The organism is Deltaproteobacteria bacterium (genome assembly GCA_022340465.1).
GTDB lineage: Bacteria > Desulfobacterota > Desulfobacteria > Desulfobacterales > B30-G6 > JAJDNW01.
On sequence record JAJDNW010000097.1, the window covers coordinates 17,693 to 38,879 of the forward strand.

At 55.6% G+C, this 21,187-nt stretch carries 20 protein-coding genes; 4 read left to right on the plus strand and 16 right to left on the minus strand.

All coding sequences use genetic code 11. The features are described 5' to 3' along the window. Positions 1–9 precede the first annotated feature (9 nt). The 11 genes from LJE94_14460 to LJE94_14510 form a co-directional block, all read right to left on the minus strand. On the minus strand, positions 10–1,350 hold the full coding sequence (locus tag LJE94_14460) for an aminotransferase class III-fold pyridoxal phosphate-dependent enzyme (GenBank protein MCG6911309.1): 1,341 nt from the start codon (positions 1,348–1,350) through the stop codon (positions 10–12). Positions 1,351–1,463: 113 nt separating this feature from the next. Beyond that, positions 1,464–1,862 carry a VOC family protein gene (locus LJE94_14465; GenBank protein ID MCG6911310.1) on the minus strand — a complete coding sequence of 133 codons (399 nt, stop codon included), beginning with the start codon at positions 1,860–1,862 and terminating at the stop codon, positions 1,464–1,466. A 119-nt stretch (positions 1,863–1,981) separates the two neighbouring features. After that, complete coding sequence (locus LJE94_14470; protein MCG6911311.1) at positions 1,982–3,265, minus strand: TRAP transporter large permease; 1,284 nt, start codon at positions 3,263–3,265, stop codon at positions 1,982–1,984. A gap of 23 nt (positions 3,266–3,288) precedes the next feature. Continuing rightward, positions 3,289–3,780, minus strand: coding sequence for a TRAP transporter small permease (locus LJE94_14475; protein ID MCG6911312.1), 492 nt, complete (start codon positions 3,778–3,780; stop codon positions 3,289–3,291). A gap of 79 nt (positions 3,781–3,859) precedes the next feature. After that, positions 3,860–4,900: a TRAP transporter substrate-binding protein DctP gene (dctP, locus tag LJE94_14480; protein MCG6911313.1), complete on the minus strand. Its 1,041-nt coding sequence runs from the start codon at positions 4,898–4,900 to the stop codon at positions 3,860–3,862. Between the two features lie 280 nt (positions 4,901–5,180). Beyond that, on the minus strand, positions 5,181–6,050 hold the full coding sequence (locus tag LJE94_14485; protein MCG6911314.1) for a 3-keto-5-aminohexanoate cleavage protein: 870 nt from the start codon (positions 6,048–6,050) through the stop codon (positions 5,181–5,183). 97 nt (positions 6,051–6,147) lie between these two features. Next, a complete protein-coding gene (locus LJE94_14490) occupies positions 6,148–7,521 on the minus strand; it encodes an aspartate aminotransferase family protein (protein ID MCG6911315.1) in 1,374 nt (457 codons plus the stop codon). 41 nt (positions 7,522–7,562) lie between these two features. Then, positions 7,563–7,751, minus strand: coding sequence for a hypothetical protein (locus LJE94_14495; GenBank protein ID MCG6911316.1), 189 nt, complete (start codon positions 7,749–7,751; stop codon positions 7,563–7,565). Between the two features lie 168 nt (positions 7,752–7,919). Next, positions 7,920–8,663 carry an SDR family NAD(P)-dependent oxidoreductase gene (locus LJE94_14500; protein MCG6911317.1) on the minus strand — a complete coding sequence of 248 codons (744 nt, stop codon included), beginning with the start codon at positions 8,661–8,663 and terminating at the stop codon, positions 7,920–7,922. A gap of 89 nt (positions 8,664–8,752) precedes the next feature. Further along, on the minus strand, positions 8,753–9,385 hold the full coding sequence (locus tag LJE94_14505) for a TetR/AcrR family transcriptional regulator (GenBank protein MCG6911318.1): 633 nt from the start codon (positions 9,383–9,385) through the stop codon (positions 8,753–8,755). A 238-nt stretch (positions 9,386–9,623) separates the two neighbouring features. Beyond that, entirely contained in the window at positions 9,624–10,364 is a 741-nt protein-coding gene (locus tag LJE94_14510; GenBank protein ID MCG6911319.1) for a flavodoxin family protein, read from the minus strand. A gap of 241 nt (positions 10,365–10,605) precedes the next feature. Here LJE94_14510 and sppA point away from each other — a divergent pair, with 241 nt between their 5' ends. Continuing rightward, positions 10,606–11,613 carry a signal peptide peptidase SppA gene (gene sppA, locus LJE94_14515; GenBank protein MCG6911320.1) on the plus strand — a complete coding sequence of 336 codons (1,008 nt, stop codon included), beginning with the start codon at positions 10,606–10,608 and terminating at the stop codon, positions 11,611–11,613. 43 nt (positions 11,614–11,656) lie between these two features. Here the strand turns inward: sppA and LJE94_14520 are convergent, their stop codons facing one another. Beyond that, complete coding sequence (locus LJE94_14520) at positions 11,657–12,604, minus strand: hypothetical protein (GenBank protein MCG6911321.1); 948 nt, start codon at positions 12,602–12,604, stop codon at positions 11,657–11,659. Positions 12,605–12,752: 148 nt separating this feature from the next. Between LJE94_14520 and LJE94_14525 the strand changes: the two genes are divergently transcribed. Then, complete coding sequence (locus LJE94_14525) at positions 12,753–13,373, plus strand: MBL fold metallo-hydrolase (GenBank protein ID MCG6911322.1); 621 nt, start codon at positions 12,753–12,755, stop codon at positions 13,371–13,373. A 55-nt stretch (positions 13,374–13,428) separates the two neighbouring features. On the opposite strand, the gene LJE94_14530 is transcribed toward LJE94_14525, so the two are convergent. Both LJE94_14530 and LJE94_14535 read right to left on the minus strand, forming a co-directional pair. Further along, positions 13,429–14,823, minus strand: coding sequence for an FAD-dependent oxidoreductase (locus LJE94_14530; protein MCG6911323.1), 1,395 nt, complete (start codon positions 14,821–14,823; stop codon positions 13,429–13,431). 74 nt (positions 14,824–14,897) lie between these two features. Then, a complete protein-coding gene (locus tag LJE94_14535; GenBank protein ID MCG6911324.1) occupies positions 14,898–15,602 on the minus strand; it encodes a carboxypeptidase-like regulatory domain-containing protein in 705 nt (234 codons plus the stop codon). 349 nt (positions 15,603–15,951) lie between these two features. On the opposite strand from LJE94_14535, the gene LJE94_14540 reads away from it, so the two are divergent. Next, positions 15,952–17,232: an MFS transporter gene (locus LJE94_14540; protein ID MCG6911325.1), complete on the plus strand. Its 1,281-nt coding sequence runs from the start codon at positions 15,952–15,954 to the stop codon at positions 17,230–17,232. A 23-nt stretch (positions 17,233–17,255) separates the two neighbouring features. Then, complete coding sequence (locus LJE94_14545; GenBank protein ID MCG6911326.1) at positions 17,256–18,062, plus strand: SDR family NAD(P)-dependent oxidoreductase; 807 nt, start codon at positions 17,256–17,258, stop codon at positions 18,060–18,062. A gap of 81 nt (positions 18,063–18,143) precedes the next feature. Here LJE94_14545 and LJE94_14550 read toward each other — a convergent pair whose 3' ends face one another. Next, complete coding sequence (locus LJE94_14550) at positions 18,144–18,971, minus strand: HAD-IIA family hydrolase (GenBank protein ID MCG6911327.1); 828 nt, start codon at positions 18,969–18,971, stop codon at positions 18,144–18,146. Positions 18,972–19,056: 85 nt separating this feature from the next. Further along, positions 19,057–20,712: a phosphoglucomutase (alpha-D-glucose-1,6-bisphosphate-dependent) gene (gene pgm / locus LJE94_14555; protein MCG6911328.1), complete on the minus strand. Its 1,656-nt coding sequence runs from the start codon at positions 20,710–20,712 to the stop codon at positions 19,057–19,059. Positions 20,713–21,187: the final 475 nt, after the last annotated feature.

Sequence of the window (21,187 nt, forward strand, 5' to 3'; positions counted from 1 at the left end):
GGCTCCCCTTTACATCCCTATTTTTTTCTCCATTTCAGTCAAAATCTCGTCCAGCAGCCCGACGATTTCGTCGATCTCGTCCCGGGTCACGATATACGCGGGCCCCAGCATCATCATGTCCCCGGCCTGTCCGCGTTCGCATCCGCCGGAGGTCTCGATCACCAGGCCTTTGCTCTGGGCCTGCATGTGCAGATCGACCCAGAACATCCGGGCCGGATCCAAGGGCTCTCTGGTTTCCTGGTTTCTCACGAACTCCACGCCGCGCATCAATCCTTCGCCGCGGACGTCGCCGACGATCGCATGCGACTTGAGCCCCTCGAGCTTTTCCCCCAAGTATTCACCCATTTCGGCGCAGCGTGCAACCAAATTTTGTTCGTCCAGGATATCCATGGTTTTGTTGGAAACGGCGGCCCCGAGCGGATTTCCGGCCCAGGTGTGCCCGGCGGAGAATATCCCCGATCCCTTGGCGATCGCATCGAAAATTCGGGAGGTGACGGCAACGGCCCCCAGGGGGAAATACCCGCCCGCAATGGCCTTTCCCAGGGCCATGAGGTCCGGCGGCGTCTCGAAGTGTTCGTAGGCGAAGAATTTACCGGTGCGGCCGAAGCCGGTCATGACCTCGTCCATGATCAGCAGGACATCGAATTTGTCGCAGATCTCCCGAATCTTCTTGAAATAGTCCCGACGCGGCGCCGCCGCACAGAGCGACATGCCCGAGAAGGGCTCGGCAATAAAGGCGGAAACGGTGTCAGGACCCTGCATCATGATTTCGTTTTCCAGGGCCTGGGCGCACTCCAGGTTGCACGTCTCGGGCTGCTGCTTGAACCAACATCGGTAGCAATAGCCCGGGGCGATGTGATAGGTGCCGGCAAGATAGGGGACATAGTCGGCCCTGCGGAACGGAAAGCCTGACATTGCCAGGGCGCCCATGGTCATGCCGTGGTAGCTCAACCACCTGGAGATAACCTTGAACTTGGAGGGGTTGCCGTTTTCGATGTGGTATTTGCGCGCCAGTTTGATGGCAGTTTCCGTGGCCTCGGAGCCGCCGGACACCATAAACACCCTGTCCATGACGTTGCCGCTTTTTGCGCAAATACGGGAACAGCATTCCTCCAAAACCGGGGTCGTGAAATCCATGCGGTAGACAAAGGCGGCCTTCTCCGCCTGCGCTTGCATGGTTGCGGCGATCTCCTTGACGCCATGGCCCAGGCTGCAGGTGATCGGGCCGCTGCTGGCATCGATGTAGCGGTTTCCATGCGTGTCGTAGAGGTAGATGCCCTCTCCGCGCTCGATGGCCGGGTACTCGTTGTTGAGAAACACGCTGATTGAATGGCTTTTTTGGGCGGTCATATTTTTTCTCCCAATTTAATAAATTTTCATGGCTACTGCTTATGATGACTACTTGACAATACGAATCCCTGTGCCCTTATCATCTACTCCATTTAATGCTGAAAGAAAATTTTTTAGGGTTCTGACAACTCAATGGTAATTCCGTTGAGCGCTTCGGGCGTGGACAGGGCAATCTTCCTGCCCCGCAGCCCCACTCTCGGCTCCTGGTCCGCCATGGGCACGCCGCGCTCCTTGAGCTTCTCCACGTCCGCTTCTATGCTGTCGGACAGCAGGCAGAAGTGGTGAATCATGTCCCCCTTTTCCTGCAGCATCTGCGCAAGCGGCCCGTCAGGCCCGGCGTCCTGGATCATCTCCAGGCCGATGCCGTTCAGATCCACCACCGCACACCTGAGCCCCGCATCCGGGAATTCCTTCACTTCGGGCGGTTCGATGTCCACAATCTTTGCCAGTGCCGTTACCGTCGATTCGATGTCTTTCACAAAAAGGCCCAGATGGCCGATACCTTTAATCATCTCCCTCCCCTTCATTTAAAAAACACTCTTTCCATTTGGAATCAATACCGGCAAGCCCACATATGGTTATCACCATTACCCAAGCCGACACAAACCTTTATCGGGGCAGGTGACGAAAATCACCTCATCAAATACACCAGCCACATGGCGATCCCGGGAATCAGCGTGGTCAGAAACAGGGCCACCACCTGGGCCCCCAAAAAGGGCCAGGCCTCCCGGGCAATGGCCCCCATTTTTTCGTTGCAGATGGGAGCGGCGATCCAAAGCTGCGGTCCCATGGGCGGTGTGATTTCACCGATGAGAGAACAGAAAATAGACAAAAGACCGTAGAAAACCGGGTCAATGCCCAGGTCTCTCACGCTGGGCATGAACAACGGCAGAACGATGATCACCATGGGAATACTCGAGAAAAAGAAACCCATGACCAGCAGCAGCACCTCCACGGCCAGCAGAAATGCCATGGGGCTGAGTTCCATGTTGACCACCCACTCTCCGATGATCTGGGGGAGCCCGATGTAGCCCAGGGTTTTGCCGAAAAGATCACCGCCGATATACATGAGGTAGATCATGCTGGACAGCTTGGCCGTGTCCACCAGTGAATCGATAAACCCCCGCCAATCGAGTGCCTTGTATATGAATATTCCCAGGATCAGGGCATAGTAAACCGAAACCGAGGCCGCCTGGGTCGGGCTGAAAATCCCGCTGTAGATGCCTCCCAACACCACGAGGGGCATCAGCAACACGGGGAAAACCTGGATCAGGGCTTTCCAGCGTTCATCCCAGGATGCCTTTCCCCGCAGGGCATACTTGCGGCGTTTGGATATGACCACCGCTACAATGCACATCAAAAAAGCACTCAGAAAGCCCGGACCGATGCCCGCCATGAACAGGTCGGCGATGGAAACCTGGTTGAAGGCCCCGAACAGGATGAAAAACAGGCTGGGCGGTATCAGCATGCCCAGTTCCGCCGCGCACACGGTCATGCCCGAAGAAAAGGGGCGGTCATACCCCGCATCGACCAGGATGGGGACGACTACCGTGCCGATGATCGCCAGGCAGGCCGCAGCCGACCCGGATATGGAGCCTAAAAAAGCGGCAAAAACAATCGTGGCCACGGCCATGCCGCCCGGCCAGTGCCCCACCATGGCACTCATGAAATTGCGCAGCGGGACCATGCCGCCGCTCTTCAGAATCAAATTGCCGGCCAGAATGAAAAAGGGCATGGCCAGCAGGGTGTAGGAGTTTATCGTCGAAAAAAAGAGCTGGGCCACGTTGGGGGTGGGGAATCCCATGGAATACAGTAAAATGATAATCGACCCCACACTGAAAGCGATTGCCAGCGGCGACCCCAGCATAAAAAGGAGTATCATGGCCCCGAGGCCGATATATTCGAATAGTTCCATCTAGCGGTGACTCCTGTCTTGGGTTACCATTTTTTACGGGCAGCCCTTACCAGTTCGGCCAGGGCGATCAGCGTGAAGATGCCCATGCCAAGGGGGACGCACAACTCCACGATCCATTTTGGAACCGGAATGTAGCGGGGAAAAATAGAGCCCCGTACATGCAGCTGCTGCAGGAAAAGGATGCTCCCCCAGGTGATGAAAGCCCCGTATGCCAGGGTAATCAGTGCCAGCCCGACCTCCAGGGCCCAGCGGCCCCATCCGCTGAACCTGTCCCTGATGAAATCGATGGACACGTGCCCGCCGCCCGGCAGCAGAAAACCGGTGATGAGCAGCAGGGCCCACACTGTCAACCAAACCGAAAAATCGAAAAAAAGGTCGAAAGACACCTTGAACACCACACGGGCGATAATTTCGGCCATGCTGATGGTTACCGCGACAAATAAAATAATGCCGCAGGACACCTCGGCGAACCTTCTGATCCGCGCATACAGGCCGTTTTCTCCTTTGTTTGTCATGGGGCATTACCTCCGGAAATTATCAAACCGGGCTGCCGCCGCCCCTCGGCGGCAGGCGGCGGCCCGGTTTGCATCCATGCTACTTCGACGCCTCGATGGCTTTGATAAGTGCGGGATCCAGGCCTTCCAAAGCGCTGGATCCTGCCGCCTTCATGGTCTTTTCCCATGTTTCATTTTCGGCGGCACTCAACTCGATCAGTTCCAGATCCGGGTTGGCCGCCCACCCCTGGGCAATGGCGCCCTGGGCGTTTTCGAAATAAGGGGCTGTCTCAATACGGTCGAAAACATCCTTGATGGCCGTGCGCTCTTTTTCCGGCAGGCCATCCCACCACTGGGAGCTGGCCACGATACACAAAGGCTGAATGGCCCAGGTGTGCTTGACGCAGTACTTGGTGTAACGCGGCAGATCATAAAAATAAAATGCGGCAAACATATCGGTCAAGAGGCCGTCTATCATGTTGGTCTGCAGGGCCGTCACCACTTCCGTGTAGGGTAGGGAAATGGGGGTGGTTCCCATGGCCTTCAACGCCTTTGAAAAACCCTCGCCGCCGGCGAAACGGATCTTCTGCCCCTTCAAATCGGCCATTGAGTTGACCGGCCCCTTGTTCGTATAAAGATACCAGTCACCGGCACTGGCCATCCACTTTAAAATAGTGACCCCTTTTTCCTTGGCCATGTTAGCGGCCACTTTTTTCCAGACAGGCGTGTTCATGGTGCGCATGAAGTGCCCCCAACTGTTAAAAACCCCCGGCGATTCCACCGCCTTCCAGGCTGGTTCGAGCTGCTCCATGTAGTGGGGGCCGCTGAAGGTCAGTTCGGCGGCACCGGAAGCCACACCGGTGAGGCACTCGTTGGGATCGCTGAACAGGGTGTTGACATATTTAAGCGCATACTTGCCCTTCAACGCTTGGTAGGTGCGTATCCGGTAGTCCAAGGCACCGAAGTACATGTTCACCGACATGGCTTCCACACTGCCTTCCTGAGCACCTTCAGTGGCCCCGACGAGAACGAATTTAATATTTTGCTTTTTGGCCAGGGCATTTCCCGGAACGAAAACGACCATACCAACCATCAGACAGGCAACAAGAATCGCAATCGTAACGCCAGAAATTTTTTTCATGACCATTTCCTCCTTTTGGTAATTATGTTCACTTATGGTTCCCACACTTCCGATTCGACCCGATAACCACAAAGCTACAACGTATTAGCCTGGCAATTAAATAGCCTACCCTGTCATGCTGGACTTGATCCGGTATCCATTACCTATTACTGGATTCCTGCCTTCGCAGGAATGACGGAATTGAGCTATTTAATCGCCGGATCAGTATCATAACGTTCACATCTCTCTTGACGAAGTTAACCCTCCAACTTCTCCTCGACGTTGCAAAAGCCTGAGGGCTTCAGGCGACCTTCGACAATAGACCGAGCATCGCCCTGGCCTCGTCCGGTGTGGCAACGGGTCGCTCGGCCACCCTGGCCAGGTCTCTGACCCAGACGGCCTGCTCCCAGCTGCCTTTGGCCAGCTCGCCGCCCGGCATTTTCACGTTGTCTTCCAGACCGATGCGAATGTGACCACCGGTGATGGCGCTGAGCATGGCCGCCTTCTGCTGGTGGGGTCCCACGCCGCACACGCTGTAGGTGGCGTTTGCCGGCAGCTGTCCCACCAGACTCATGTGAAGCGTCGGATCGAACTGCATACCGCCGGCCACCCCGTAGACAAACTGGAAGTGCATGGGCTGCTCGAAGACCCCCTCTTTGCGGTTCAGCAGGATGCAGTTGTACAGCCCGCCCGGATCGAAGATCTCGCACTCCGGCTTGATGTCGTGCTCCCGCATCCGGCGGCCGAAGTCTTCCATCATGGCAAAGGTGTTGTCATAAATGAACTCGATCATGACTTCACCTGATTTGTGGTCGGCCACGGCAAAATTCATGGAGTTGGTGTTGTAGCTGGCCATCTCCGGTTCGACCGCCAGAGCGGGAGCAACGCGTTCCTCCGGCTTGGTCAGCATGGCGCCGGTGCTGATGTTGATAATCATTTCCGGACAGCGCTCCTTGACCGCGGCGACGATGTCACGATGGGCCTGCACATCCATGGTGGCCATTCCCGTGGAAGGATCCTTGGCGTGAATGTGAACGATGCTGACCCCCTCCTGCAAACACCGGTAGGACTCCTCGGCAAACTCCTCGGGTGTGTAGGGTGTGTTGGGATTGTTGTGCTTGGTGGTGGCGCCCCCTGCCAGGGCGGCCGTGATGATCAGTTTTTGTTTCATTTTGCCCTCCTATGTGTCTCATTCAGGTAAAAACGTATTATCAGTCCCGGTATTCGGCTTGCGGCAGGGATACTCGCTGCTGCATTCTGCCTACTCTCTATTGTAAAACGGCCTCAGCTATTGGCTTGATCTGCTCCAGAGCCTTCCTGTACCGCTCGCTGATGAGGTCCACGATAGATACATCCATGGGTGTTGAAATTATGAAACCCACCATGCCCTTGGCAATGGCATAGACGCCCTGATTCAACAGGGCCAGGTGAAAATCCTGGGCCAGCTCGAGGGTAGGAATGACCGCTGTGACCGCTTCCCTGGCATTGCGAAAGGGCGTATCGAAAAAAAGGGAAAATGCAGCCGATCCGACGCCGCAAACCTGGCCGGTAATCCCCACTTCATCCATGGCCTTTTTGAGGTTCCCGCTCAGGCGCTCACCCAGCCCGTTGATTCGATCGATTTCTTCCCGCCCCAGGAGGTCCAGCGTGGTCATGCCCGCCGCCATGGTCAGGGCATTACCGCTGAACGTCCCGGAGTGCGTAACGGCATTCGGTTGCGTGGGGTCGAACATCTGCATAATGTCCGCCCGTCCCCCAAAGGCCCCCACCGGGAGGCCGCCGCCGATAATCTTACCCAGCGCGGTGAGGTCCGGTCGGACATTCTCCACCAACTGCCTGCCGCCGGTACTAAACCTGAAAGTGATAACTTCGTCGAAGATCAGCAGGGCGGCGTGGGCATCCGCCAGTTCGCGTAGTCCGGCCAGATACCCCTTATCGGGCACGATGCCTCCTCCCTGGGTGAGAACCGGCTCCACCACGATGGCCGCCACCTTCCCCTTTTCGGCCTCCATGATCCGCCGCATGGCATTCAGGTCGTTGTAGGGGGCGATGCGCACATCATTAAGGATAGCCGGCGGAACACCCGGCTCCACACTGGCCTTGGGCAGATCATCGGCCGTCAAATCCGGAAGCAGGTTGACTTCTACATAGTCATGACTGCCGTGGTATCCCCCGTCTATTTTAACGATGATGTTCTTTTTGGTGAAGGCTCTTGCCGCCCGGATGGCGAACATGGTCGCCTCGGTCCCGGAATTGCAGAACCGTAAGGATTCCATGGATGGAATGCGGCCGCATATCTTCTCCGCGTGCAGGCTTTGCAGTTCCGTGGGCGCGGCGTGAGCAGATCCCCTGGCGGCCTGCTCACAGATGGCGGCGACTACCTGCGGGTGGGCATGCCCGTGCACCAGCGACGTCATGTTGTTGACACAGTCGATGTATTCGTTGCCGTCAAGGTCGTAAAGAAAGCATCCCTTGCCTTGGGCGGCATAAAACGGGTAGGGCGGATAGTACGCCACCGACCGCGTGTCCCCGCCGGGCAGATACTTGATTGCTTTCTTGCGAAATTCAAAAGAAGCTTTGGTACGCGCCTGATACTCAACCAGGATTTCCTGTTTTGCTTTCTGCGCTTTCTCGCTGCTCATAATTTGCTCCTTTCCATTCATTCATAGCATGACAAATAATGTCAGTTGTAACCGATCACTACTGCCACCAGCGGAAATACGATGCAGATGCCCATGGTGACGAGATGAAGCGGCAGGGACCAACGAATCCAATCTTTGTAACTGATCCGTGCCAGCAGACCCGGAACGGCCAGGGTGGGTACAACCGATCTTAAGGGGCTTTTGATCGAATCCATGGAATGGGATGTCATGGTGATCCTTTTTACTGCATGTGTCTCAGAAAACGTTGCCTGTATTCTATGCCGCTGCAGTCATTTTTTATGCACAATACTGAAAGCGAACGGCCAAAAGCTTACCTCTATGCCTGGCTCATTTGAATTTTGGCTGTTCGATAAAGAACCATCGCCCGATGGAGGGCATTAGATCATGAAAGCCCCTCCATTGACATCCAGGGTAACGCCGGTAACGAAAGGTGTGTCGATCAGGTAGGAAAAGGCCCGCACCACATCGTCGGCCCTGCCCAACTTTTTTACAGCCGTTTTCCGTTTCAAGGCCGCCTTGTCCCCGCTCGACCATTCCCTGAAGATGCCGGCGTCCTCGATGAATGCCGGGGCGATGGCGTTGACGGTGATGCCGTGGGGCCCCAATTCCCGGGCGGCATAGCGCGTCAACCCCAGCATGCCGGCCTTGGAGGCGGCATAATGGGGTCCCACGACGCCGCCTCCCCGGGCCGCAAGGGAACTGACATTGACAATTCTGCCGTATCGTTCCCGCTTCATAAGGGGAACGACCTCTCTGAACCAGTAGAAAGCGCTGCTGAGATTGATCCTGATGGTATCGTCCCAGGAAGCGGTCGTGATTTCTTCGAAGTTCTGGCGGGGCATGATGCCGGCGTTGTTCACCAGCACGCCGACGCCTCCCAACTCTTTTTTTACGGTGTCGGCATGTTGGGAAACCACTTCAGGATCGCCGGCGTCCCCCTTCAACACGATGATCCGGTTTTCGCCGGCAAGCCCCTGCAGTCGCTCCCTGGCCTCATCCGCCGCTGCATCATTGTGACAGTAGGTAAGACATAGGGAATAGCTTCTCTTAACCAAGAAACGGGCAATTGCCAGACCTATTCCCCTTGTTCCGCCGGTGACAACGCCGACCCGACTAGACATGGCACCCTCCGTTTTTCAAATTAGATGTCCGCCAAAGATAATCTGACAATATGATCATCTAATCATTTGCACATGTCAAGAAAAAAATGTCATGATTCCGTTGGAGCGGTATAGCGCTCGATGATGTCCATGAGCACCTCGCGACAGCCGCTAAAATCCACCAAATCCGGCGTTGCCACCCACTGCAGGATCAACCCGTCCAAAGCCCCCTGAATAATCGGCACCACCTTAGCCACCGAAAATTGACCGAACTCCCCGTTTTGCCGGCCGCGTTCCAGAATGTCGGACAAATAGCCAAAGCAGCGTTCATTGATCTCCCTTGACCACGGATGGCTTTGATTGGCGACAGGGGTGAGGTCGAATCCCATGGCGAACAGCGCAATGAATTTATTGTAATTTATCTTTACGAACTCAAAATGGGCCTTGGCATAGGATCGCAGCCTCCCTTGCGCGGTTTCGTGCCGCTCCACGCGCTGCCGGCGATAATCGAAAAGTTCTTCGATGAGAGCCGACCAGATGGCGCTCAGCAATTCCTCGCGTGTATTGAAATGGTAATAGATGACCCCCTTGCTGATACCCGCCTCTTTGGCAATGTCCTGAATGGTAGTGTCCCGGTATCCCCTCTTCTCGATCTCCTGGATGGCGATTTCCAATATCTGCTTGCGGCGGGCTTCTTCGATAAAGGTTGGTTTGCGTTGCTTGCGGTTGGTGACTGTGGCCATAATTTAACCTTTCTGTTAAAAATCTGACGCTAAGTCAAATTTTAACAGAAAGGCTAAACCCTTGTCAAGAAGATGTACCGATTTTTCCCGGCGTGGCCGGCAGCTATCCGCCGGACTGAAGATATTGAATGAACTAACAAGCGATGGCAGGCTATAATCACGAAAACACGAAATTTCCCTTGAAAATTTCGTGCGTTAAAAATTTCGTGCTTTCGTGATAGAGGTCGTTGAGAGCGAGTTATGACAGCTTGGCCGCGTTCTCGGCAATCATCTTTTTAAAACGCGCGTTCATCCGCCCCATAAATTCTTCGAAGGATATCAGCGGCGCCGCAACGGCATCCTGCAGTTCGGCGGATACGGCCCCTTTGGACACCGCCTCCACGCCGGCCCTGTAAAAGGCGTCGCGAACCGCATTGACCTCGTCCGGCTTTTCCGGCTGCAGCATCTCCATGGCGCCACCCATGGGGCGGACGAGCGCGCCCATGTACTCGCCCGTGGCAAAGTTGGCGGCGATGGCCTGCATGTGCCGGATCATGGGATCGAAGTTGTCCCTTTCCCCGAAACCGCAGGTGGAAAGGAGCAGGAGTTTGCGGATCTTCTTTTCCTTACCCCGGCTGGGGTGACGCGCGTGCCCGTCACGATTCTCGATAAAGGGCATTCCGCCGGCGATGAGCCTGTCCAGCATGGTCTTCATCTGGGCGGTGAAACCGTCAAAGTAGACCGGGCTGCCTAACACGATAATGTCGGCCGCCTTTATTTTTTTCCGGATCGTCGCCATGTCGTCGTCGTGAACGCATTTCCCCGGGTGCACGAACCAGCAATTGAAGCAGCCGATGCAGTAGTTTATCTTCTGCCGGGCGATATACACCGTCTCCGTCCGAGCGCCGGCGGATGCGGCACCCTTTAAAAAAATCTGCAGCAGGGAGTCGGTGACCCCCTTTTTCATCCTGGGACTGCCGTTGAAGGCCAACACGTTCATGCTATTCCCCTCCCAATAAAAGCGGGTACCACGCTTTTATGAAACGCGACTGCGTCGCTATTCAACCGAAAGTGTACGATTGCAATTGTCAGGTTCAAACTTTTATCAGCGATTAAAACAGAAAACAATGGACGGGTGTCCATCAGTCATATTATTATAGCCGCAGCTATCATTTTTCACCTTTGGGTTGGGGTTCATTCTGTAACCTGAGTGTCAGTTTCTGATGAAGAGGAGAAGATTCATGAAAAAGCCTTTGATTACCCTGCCGTTCACCCCCCTATTGATCATCCTCGTACTGTCGCTGCTTTTCGGGTGCGGCGGCCCCCAGATAAAATTGTTCAGCGACGCTTCGGACCCCCTTCAGGAATACACCATAACGGGCGAGGGGCAGGATAAAGTGCTGGTGATTTCCATTCACGGTGTCATATCCACCAACCCGAAAGAGGGCTTCCTGCGCAGCATGCCCAGCATGGTGCAGGAAACCGTGGCCCAGTTGGAAAAGGCAGAAAAGGACAAGCACATCAAAGCCCTGCTGATCAAGGTGGATTCTCCCGGCGGAGCCGTGACTGCCGGTGACATGCTCTACCACGAGATTGTTGCATTCAAGGAAAAAACCGGCGTCAAGGTCGTGGTGGCAATGATGGGAACGGCGGCCTCGGGCGGGTACTATGTATCCCTGCCGGCGGATACCATCATCGCCCATCCGACAACCGTCACCGGGTCCGTGGGCGTCATTATCATGCGGCCCGACATCAGCGGCCTGATGGAAAAAATCGGCGTCAAGATGATAGTCAACAAATCGGGCAAAAACAAAGACATGGGGTCGCCCTTCCGTCCGGGCACCGCAGAAGAGCAGGAACTGCTGAAACGGGTTACCGACGATCTGGCAAACAGGTTTCTCACCCTGGTTCAAAAACACAGAGGCATCGATGAAGCCGCCCTGGCGGAAGTGGCCACGGCCAAGATCTACCTTGCCAAAGATGCCGAGCGGCTGGGCCTTGTCGATCGAATCGGTTATCTCGACGATGCGCTGGAGGAAGCCAGGACCCTTGCCGGGCTGCCGGAGAACGCCACGGTAATTGCCTATCGCCGCACCAAGTTCCCGGATGACAACCTCTACAACAGCGCCACCTCCCACTATGGCGGAAAAGAAGGGGTTGCGCTCATTGACACGGGGCTGCCCGGATCCTCGGCGGCAGCGCTGACGCCCGGATTCTACTACCTCTGGACGCCCGGCCTGGGCATGTAAATAAAAGCGAGGGGCTCGTTTTTACGATAGGGAACGGGTTTCATCAGGGTGCGACAAGTATGCGGTCTACGGCCTCGGCCACCGTTGCCCAGCGCCGTTCCCGCCCGCGGCCGCCCGTGAAGACCAGACTTTCGGCATAGTTGTCCTGGAGTGACTCGATGAGAGCAACCGCCTCCTCATTGCGGCCTTCGCGCAAATATCGCCGTGCCAGGTAGAGCTCTATGTTGGGAAGGGCTTCGATACCGCGGTCGGTTACTACCGTGGCGGCAACGCCACCGCTTTGTTCCTGCAGCATGGCATGATAGTTTTCCACACCGGCCTCGTCCCGGGACCACATGGCGGCAAAGGCGCGCTCGGCGATTACCATGGCCGTGGCGTATGCATCCGGATACTTGTCCAGCATTTCGACAAAGGCCGCTTCGCGGTCATCGATGTCCCCGCCCTTTCCTCCTCTGATCCGGGCGCGATTGTACAATTCGTCGAGGTATTCATCGAACAGGTACCGGTCTTGACGATGCTGGGATTCATTCCTCTCCATCAGGGTTTGGCGGGAATCCGATGCCCGCCGCCGCTCGGCATATTCACTGTACATGCCGCTTAACACCTCGGGGTCGATGCCACCCCCGGCCGCCAGCCGATCCAGGCCGGTGGAAGCCATGATTTCCCTTATCGTTTCAAGCTCGGCCCTGTTTGCGGAAACGCCCGCGCGAACTTGCTCGGCTAAAGATTCTTTTGCGGGAGGGAAGATAGCCGCGCGTGACCGCAGCCGTGCGGCCGGTTCTCGATCTTCCAGCGCTGTGGTCAGGGTTTCCAGCCTCTTTTCGACCCCGGACAGACGGTTTTCGAAAATGGCAAGCCGGGTGGTCTGAAATGCGCGATTTTCGCCGGCAAGAACGGTGAGGCGGTATCCCATATAGATCAAGACCAGAAACAATACGACCTCTAACCCCGCCAGCAGAACTTGAAATGTTTTCCGCTCCGCTTTTTTCATATTCGACCTCGACGTTTCAGCCCGGGGTTGACGCAGGCTACCGATCTGTAAGATGATTATACATGGGTTCAATTTGGGTTATATAGCAGATCGGTTCTCGGGACATCATCTTGCCAAATATTGTAACATATACCAAAGGAGACGCATCATGACAATTCAGGAAATGCTGGACCGCATGGCTTGGCTGGGACACGACACCTTCAGGATCGACGGCTCCAAAACCGTGTTTTTCGATCCCTACGATATAAAAACGGCCGCCGCGGCCGACCTGGTGCTGGTCACCCATGAACACTTCGACCATTGCTCCCCCGACGACATCCAGAAACTCCTGACGCCGGAAACCGTCATCGTCACGGAAAAGGACTCCGCCCGCAAGCTTTCCGGCACCATCGAAATCATGAAGCCGGGAGACAGCCTGACCATCGGCGGTGTCATCATCGAAGCCGTCCCCGCCTATAACGTCGACAAAAATTTCCATCCCAAGAAAAACGGGTGGCTGGGATTCGTTCTGGAAATGGACGGCGTCAGAATTTACCATGCCGGCGACACCGATTTCATACCGGAAATGAACGACCTGAATGTCGACATCGCCCTGCTGCCGGTTTCCGGCACCTACGTCATGACGGCGGATGAAGCCGTGGAAGCGGCCCTGGCGATCGATCCCGGCGTAGCCGTACCCATGCACTACGGCGCCATTGTCGGAAACGCCGGCAATGCCGAGGTGTTCGAACAAAAGCTCGCAGGCAGGGTCGACGTCCGCATCTACTAAGGGATTGGGGAAATGGAATGAAATCAATCCCCGCTACCCTGCCACGGAAATACTTTCAGGCAATGATCGCCTTGGCCGGGATGAGTCCGGTGGCGCTGGCGGAAATGATATTGCCGGCCACACCGGGACCGTCCCCGGCCACGTACATCCCCTTGATCCCGGTTTCCAGATTGTTGGACGTTTCCACCTGGGTGGCAAAAAATTTGATCTCGGGCGCATAGAGCAATGTTTCGTCGTTCGACACACCGGGAACGACGCAGTTCAGCTTGTCCAGCCCTTCGATGATGTTGGTCAGAATCCGCTCCGGCAGGGCCATGGCGATGTCACCGCAAACCACGTTGTTCAGCGTGGGTTCGATGTAACCCTTGTTGACCCTGTGCCAGGTGCTGCGCCTGCCGCGCTTCAGGTCACCGAAGCGTTGCAGAATCGGTTTTCCGCCGCCGATGAGCGTGGCCAGGCTCCCGATGGATTCACCGTAGGCCTGGTTGTCGGTGACCGGCTCCGTAAGGACCACCTTGGAAAGAAAGGCGAAATTGGTGTTGTTCGATTTGTTGCGAAGATAGGCGTGCCCGTTCACACAAACGAAACTGGCATAGTTTTCCAGGGAAACGAAACCGCCCAGATTGGTGCAGAAGGTACGGGTCTGGTCGTCATATTTGGTGGTCTGGATGAAAAAAGTCGGATCGTAGATCACCTCACACAAATCCTGCATGATGTCGTTGTGGACCTCGACCCGCACCCCCACCTCGATGCCCCGCTGTTCGACGCCCAGACCGTTTCGGGCGGCCAGGCTGCCGACCCAGTCGGCCCCCACCCTGCCCGGGGCCAGAATCACGTTTTTGGCCCCATAGGAGCCCTTGCTGGTAACGACGCCGGCCACGCGCCCCTTTTTGACGATCACGTCCTTCACCTCCTCGGAGGTGTGGACCGTGACGCCCTTTGACCGGATGTGTTTGGCCAGTCCTTCGATGTGGCCGGGAAGGCAGTCGCTCCCCAGATGCTTCTGCTTGATGATCAAGAGGTCGATGCCGTACCGTTTGGCATTTTTACGGATGTTCTTTGCCGCTTCCATGTCGGTGGGATAGATCGGCCCGTCCATGCCGAACCGGTTGAAAATCGCCTCCGTCTCGTCGATCAGTGCCTCGGCTTGGCGCTGCGGCATGAACTGGGTCAGATCGGTCTTGCCCAATTTGTGAATGTAGTTCAGCTTGCCGTCCGAAAACAGCCCGGCCCCGCCGATGCCGCAGAGGATGTTGCAGGGGCTGCATTTGACGCACGACTGGTCGTCCTTTATGGGGCACACCCGCCGTGTGGCGCCTTTGCCCTTCTCGACGAGCAGCACGCTGAGGTCGGACTGCTCGCTCAGGTAGTAGGCTGCAAAAAGGCCGGCAGGCCCTCCGCCCACGATGATGACGTCATAGGTTTTTTGGGGGGATTTTTTTCCGGCCATTTTTTTACCCCTACTGCATCAGAAGCACACAATCACATGAAACGCCCGGTTCGGTAAAAAAGCGTTTCACTTCTTTATGGTTGAGATGCATCAAAATTTTCCATCAGCGAACTTGCAAACTTGATGGTCACTTCTCTTGAGCTGGGGGTGAATGTGTATCCGTCCTTTTCCGGCTTCACCGTGTACGTCCCGTTGGGAACATCCGAGAAGGAATATGCTCCCAAAGAATCGGTTACACACGACCGGCCCCCGGGAATTAGAATGACGTCCACCCCTTGGAAAGAGCCATTGTCTTTGAGTATGACGCCCTCGATATGATAGTGCATCTCGCTGAATTCGGGAATTAAATCGATACGGTAATCTTGTTGACCTGACTGCCCGAAATTCTCCGACGCCCAAAAATCCTCGTCTTGGTCGTTGGCGACTTTGTGCAGGACGAAATAGAAGGTGCCGTCTCCTTCGGGGACTTCGATGACGGTATCGAAGGCCCATGTATTGTCCGACGTCCAGAAGCCTTCTGAGATGTCATGTTCTCTGGTCACGCTGACGGTCCTGGTCGTATCGTTCGTCACGGCCTCGATGCGGTAATAGCGTTGATCGTCGTCATACACCCGGTCCAGATAGTGGGCCGACACATGGATATCCACCGAAACGTTGGGGACGTCGGCACCCCCGCCGCCCCCGCCCGAGCATCCTGCGAAAACCAGGAGGAAAACGGCCAGTAACGGGTTGAAAAAGCGTCCGCAACCCATCTGCCCCGCAGGTAACTCTATTGCCATTAAACATCCTTTTGCATCCGATCCGGTATCGTGCCGTGTTCCGGAAATGCGTTCCGCATGCTGCGTTTTTCCCGCAGTGTCAATGACGGGAGGCCGGGAAGCCCGAGCACCACCCCCGGAAAGTCCGGCGTGGTCCTTCCCAGGAAAGGTTTATTGGTTCAGCATACAGGATCGAGCGTCATTTTTAAACATATAATTTACATACATTTCACGACAAACCGGGTGCGCTGGAGGAGCAATTCTGGTATGGTCCGTCTCAATTGTCCGAAAAGCGCCTGGTCGACATGGGCTGAAGCTTGTCACTGCCCATGAAATTGGATGCACGCTCACGAATCCCAAAGGAAGTCAAATGGAAAAAGGTTCGACTCTCCCGGTGGCAGGTTTCCCCGGGCTGCGGTGGCAGATGCCGGCGGTATTAATGCTCACGGTCCTGGTCTCATATCTCGACCGCATGAACATCACCTATGCCATCGCCAAAATAGGGGCCGAGTACGGCTGGACAACCAAGGAAATAGGCAGCTATGGCGGCCTCTTGATGAGCATCTTCTACGTGGGATACGGGCTGGCCAACATACTGCTGAGTCCTCTGGGCGCCAGGTTCGGCCCCCGGAAAAGCCTGATGGTCATCATCGTTCTGTTTTCCTTTTTCACGACGTTGAGCGCACCGGTCGCCATGATGTTCACCGCTTTCATCATCGTGCGCATCTTCCTCGGCTTTGCCGAAGGCATCCACTTTCCCATGAACAACATCGTCATCCGCAACTGGTTTCCGGCTCACGAGAGATCCCGGGCCAACGGCATCTGGTTGCTTGGGCTGTTTCTATCCATGGTGCTGGCGCCCTTTGTCGTTGTCCCCATCATCGAACACTGGGGATATCGCGTCATGTTCTACACGCTGGGCATTGCCGGCCTGCTGATTTCCATACCCGCCGTCATGGCTTTCATTCACGACACCCCTGAAGACCACCCCGGAATTTCCAAAAATGAACTGGCATATATCCAAGCGGGCATGGAAGATGAGGAACCGGCAACCACCACCGTCTGGGCCGGCTATCGGTCCTTTTTCGGCAAAAGCGCCTACTGGATGGCCATGCTGGCCGGAACGACCAACAACATGGTGGCCTTTGGTCTGCTGAGCTGGCTGCCGACTTTCTTCACCGAGGGCAAGGGGCTGCCCTTTTCGAGCCTCACATGGGCCAGCTCCATCCCATACTCCCTTTCGCTCGTCGGCATCATGCTCTGGTCCTATGTGGGGGACAAAACCAACAAGAGGGCCTACCTGGCCGGCATGGGATTCTTCGGTGCCGGCATTTGCGCCTACTTCGCCATTACGGCAAACAACATCTACCTCGCCGTAGCCATCTTTACGTTGACCATATTCATCCAGGTGACCTATGCCTGCAACGAATACGCCATCATCCAGCGCATCGTCCCCAGGCAGAACCTGGCAGCCGGCGTGGGATTTTACAACGGCATCTGCATGCTCCTGGGCGGCGCCATCGGACCGGTAATCGTCGGCCAGGTCCTGGCCGCAACGGGCAGCTACACCTCGGCGATATTGTCCATCTCATTTCTGTGCGTCCTGGGAGGCGTTTTTATGATAATACTGGGAAAAATGATCGACTATTAACGAAACAACTCCGGGTGAATCGCATGCCGAAAGTCGTATTGATCACAGGGGCATCTTCTGGGTTCGGCAGGTCCACGGCCGAACACCTGTCTGAAAACGGCCTGTGCGTGTGGGGGACGAGCCGCAAAGCCGGTGCTCCCGCTGCTGTCGCCGGCTACACCATGGTCGGCATGGACGTACGGGATGCCGTGTCCGTCAACAACGCCGTCGCAACCGTCGTCGAACGGGAGGGGCGTATCGATGTACTCGTCAACAACGCCGGAATCAGCCTGGTCAGCCCGCTCGAGGAAACCCCGCTCGAAACCGTTCACGCGGTCTTGGATGTCAATCTCTACGGCGTTCTCCGGGTATGCCAGGCGGCGGCACCGGTCATGCGGCAGAACGGCGGCGGGACTATCATTAACATCAGCTCTATCGGCGGTCTCATGGGCCTTCCGTTCAGGGGGGTCTATTCTGCCAGCAAGTTTGCCCTGGAGGGATTGACCGAGTCCCTCAGCATGGAATTGCAGGCGTTCGGCATTTCGGTGTGCATGATCGAACCCGGTGATTTCAAGACGAGCATCGATCAGAACAGGCTCGAGGTCGTCCTGGGGGAGGATTCGCCCTACGGCGGCATGAGCGCCGCGGTGGAGGAAATAGCGAATCTGCAGGTGAAAAAGGCCGCCGGTCCGGCATTGATGGGCCCGACCATCTACAAAATCATCCACAGCAGGAAACGCAGGCTGCGCTACAAAATCGGTTCACCCACCGAAAAGCTGTCCGTCCTGCTGAAAAAAGTGCTGCCCGGCCGCATGTTTGAAAAAATCATTCTCGGCTACTACAAATCCTGACGGCGAAGCATTCGGCGGCTTTATCTTTTCCCGTCAACCGCGTGGGCGAGTTCATCCGGCTGTGGAGAGAAGGCAGGGCCGTCACTCCCGGTTTTCCACCCTGGCCCTTTTCGACAGGATGGCGGCCGGGTCGATCTCACCGAGGCGGTTGTAAACATAATCGGGCCGATACGGGAAACGGTCCATCTCTTCCCTGGAGGTCACCCCGGACAGAACCAGGCAGGTTGTCATGCCGGATTCCAGTCCGCCGACGATGTCCGTATCCATTCTGTCGCCGATCATGAAACAGTTGGCCGAATGAACCCCCAATTTCTTCCTTGCCCAGAAATACATGGCCGGGTTCGGCTTTCCCAGAAAATACGGGAAGACACCGGTAGCCTTTTCGATGGGCGCCACCAGCGCACCGCACGCCGGTATGGGTCCCCGCCGGTTGGGACCGGTGACATCCTGATTGGTGGCGATGAACTTTGCGCCCTCCTGAATCAGCCAGGTCGCCTCGATAATTTTCTCATAATCATAGACATCCGTTTCAGCCAGGATGACATAATCCGGCCTGTCGGCGGTGACGTCGATGTTCCTTTTTTCCAGTTCTTCCAAAATCCCGGGGCCGCCGATGACGTAGGCCGAACACCCCTCCGGCCGCTGCATTTCGAGAAAGGTGGCGGTGGCCATTGCCGACGTGTAAAAACAGCCCTCGGGGACATCGATGCCCATGTCTGCAAGGCGCTCTTTCAGTGCCAGGGGCGTGTGAAACGAATTGTTGGTCAGAAAAATGAACTTGAAGTCCCCCTGCATCATTCTTCCGACAAACTCTCTGGCGCCGGGAATCAAGGCCGACCCCGTGTACACGACGCCGTCCATGTCCAAAATAAACGATTTCTGGTAGCTCTGATTTTCCAAAGGTGTCATGGTTCCTCTGTTCACCCCATCCTCGCAGCGTCGAGGTCCACCCGACGTTGCTAGGCTGGGGATTAGATAGTTTGTGATTTCGACGCTATTTAAAGTCGGAACCTTGAAAAGCCCTGCCGACGATTTCCCGGGCTTCTTTCTGAATCTGCTCCAGGTGAGCGCGGCTTCTAAAGCTCTCTGCATAAATTTTATAAACATCCTCGGTACCCGATGGCCGGGCTGCAAACCACCCGTTCTCCGTAACGACTTTCAGTCCCCCCAAGGGGGCCTGATTTCCCGGGGCCCGTGTATGCTTGGCCAGGATGGGCTCTCCGGCCAGTTCTCCGGCTGTGATCATTTCAGCGGAAAGCTTTTTCAATATGGCCTTTTGCTCGAAAGTTGCCGGGGCATCGATCCGCTCGTAGACCGAAACTCCGAATAGTGCTTCAAGTTCAGCGTAAAGTTCACCCGGATCTCTGCCGGTTTTGGCCATGATCTCAGCAGCCAGAAGACCCATGATAATTCCGTCTTTGTCCGTGGTCCATACGGAACCGTCTTGGCGCAGGAAAGCGGCTCCGGCACTTTCCTCGCCGCCAAATCCCAGTTCACCGTTCTGCAGCCCCCCCACGAACCATTTGAACCCCACGGGAACCTCGCACAGTTTTCTTTGGAGGTGATCGGCCACCCGGTCGATGATCGACGTGGATACCAGGGTTTTCCCCACGGCAGCCGATCGCGGCCATTCGGGTCGATTTTGAAACAGATACCAGATTGCCACCGCCAGATAATGATTGGGATTGAGCAATCCGGCGCTTTTGGTAACGATTCCGTGCCGGTCCGCATCGGTATCGTTTCCGAAAGCGATATCAAAATTGTCTTTCAGGCTGATTAGCCTTTGCATGGCGTACGGCGATGAACAATCCATTCGGATCTTGCCGTCTTTGTCCAGGGTCATAAATGCAAATGTAGGGTCAACAATTGGATTGACGATCTCGATGGAGAGTTTGTAGCGTTCGGCAATGGGCTCCCAGTAATCGACGGCGGCCCCGCCCAATGGGTCCACGGCGAGCTTGAGCCCGGAAGCCGCAATCCTTTTCATATCAACCACGCTGGACAGATCGTTCACGTAAGGCGTTATGTAATCGTATTCATGGATTGTATTGGACCTGAGTGCCTTTTCGAAAGGGATTCGGTTGACTCGATCCGTCCCCTTGTCCAGGATTTCATTGGCTCTGTCTGCAATGCGTCGCGTGATCTCATCGCCCGCCGGCCCACCATGGGGTGGATTGTACTTAAATCCGCCATCTTCAGGGGGATTGTGAGAAGGGGTAATGACCACACCGTCGGCAGGGCTCTGCCCCTTTTTTCTATTGTGGCTCAAAATGGCGTGGGAAATGACCGGCGTGGGCGTGTAGCCCAAGTCCTTCTGAACCATCACGTTGTTACCTGCAGCTGCGAAGACCTCAAGGGCGCTGGATAGGGCCGGTTCGGACAGGGCATGGGTGTCCATGCCCACGAAAAGTGGTCCGTTGATGTTTTGGGATTCCCGATATTCACAAATGGCCTGACTGATCGCCAGAATATGATCCTCGTTGAAACTGTTCTTCAGGGACGACCCCCGGTGACCCGAAGTTCCGAAAACGACTCGCTGCCCAGGTTCAGAAACGTTCGGTCTGCGATTGTAGTAGGCTGATACAAGCCTGGGGATATTGGCCAGCATCGTTTTCGGTGCAATTTTCCCGGCTAACGCATGAACGGTCATGACACACTTCTCCCCTTTTTACTGGTTATCAGTTTTCACAAAAAGCGACAGTACACTATTTGTAAGCACCGCTAAGTGCTTTCAGTCTAGTGATAAAACACCCTTGGTATTTAAAAGCAATATAATCATTAAGGGACAGGTTCTTTATATATTTTCCAGTTATCACCACTCCAAAAAAGCCTTTTGGCTTCGATAGCCGTCCAAACCGATAAAACAACTGTCGGCAAGATAGTGATTGGTAACCGCTTCAAGGTGGGATTTTATCGTGCGGGCGCACGCCGGCCCTTTAAACCGGCTGAAAACACTGTAATAGCGGAGGTTGTCTGATCAGATCAATTCCGAAAGCCGTTTCAGGGAGTAGATCCCCGAAAGACCCTGGATCGGTTTGGGTACTTTCTCGTTTTTCGACTGAAAATGATGCTTGAACTGCTGGTAGTGTCTGGTTACGAACTCCCTGGATCCGATGATGCCCGAG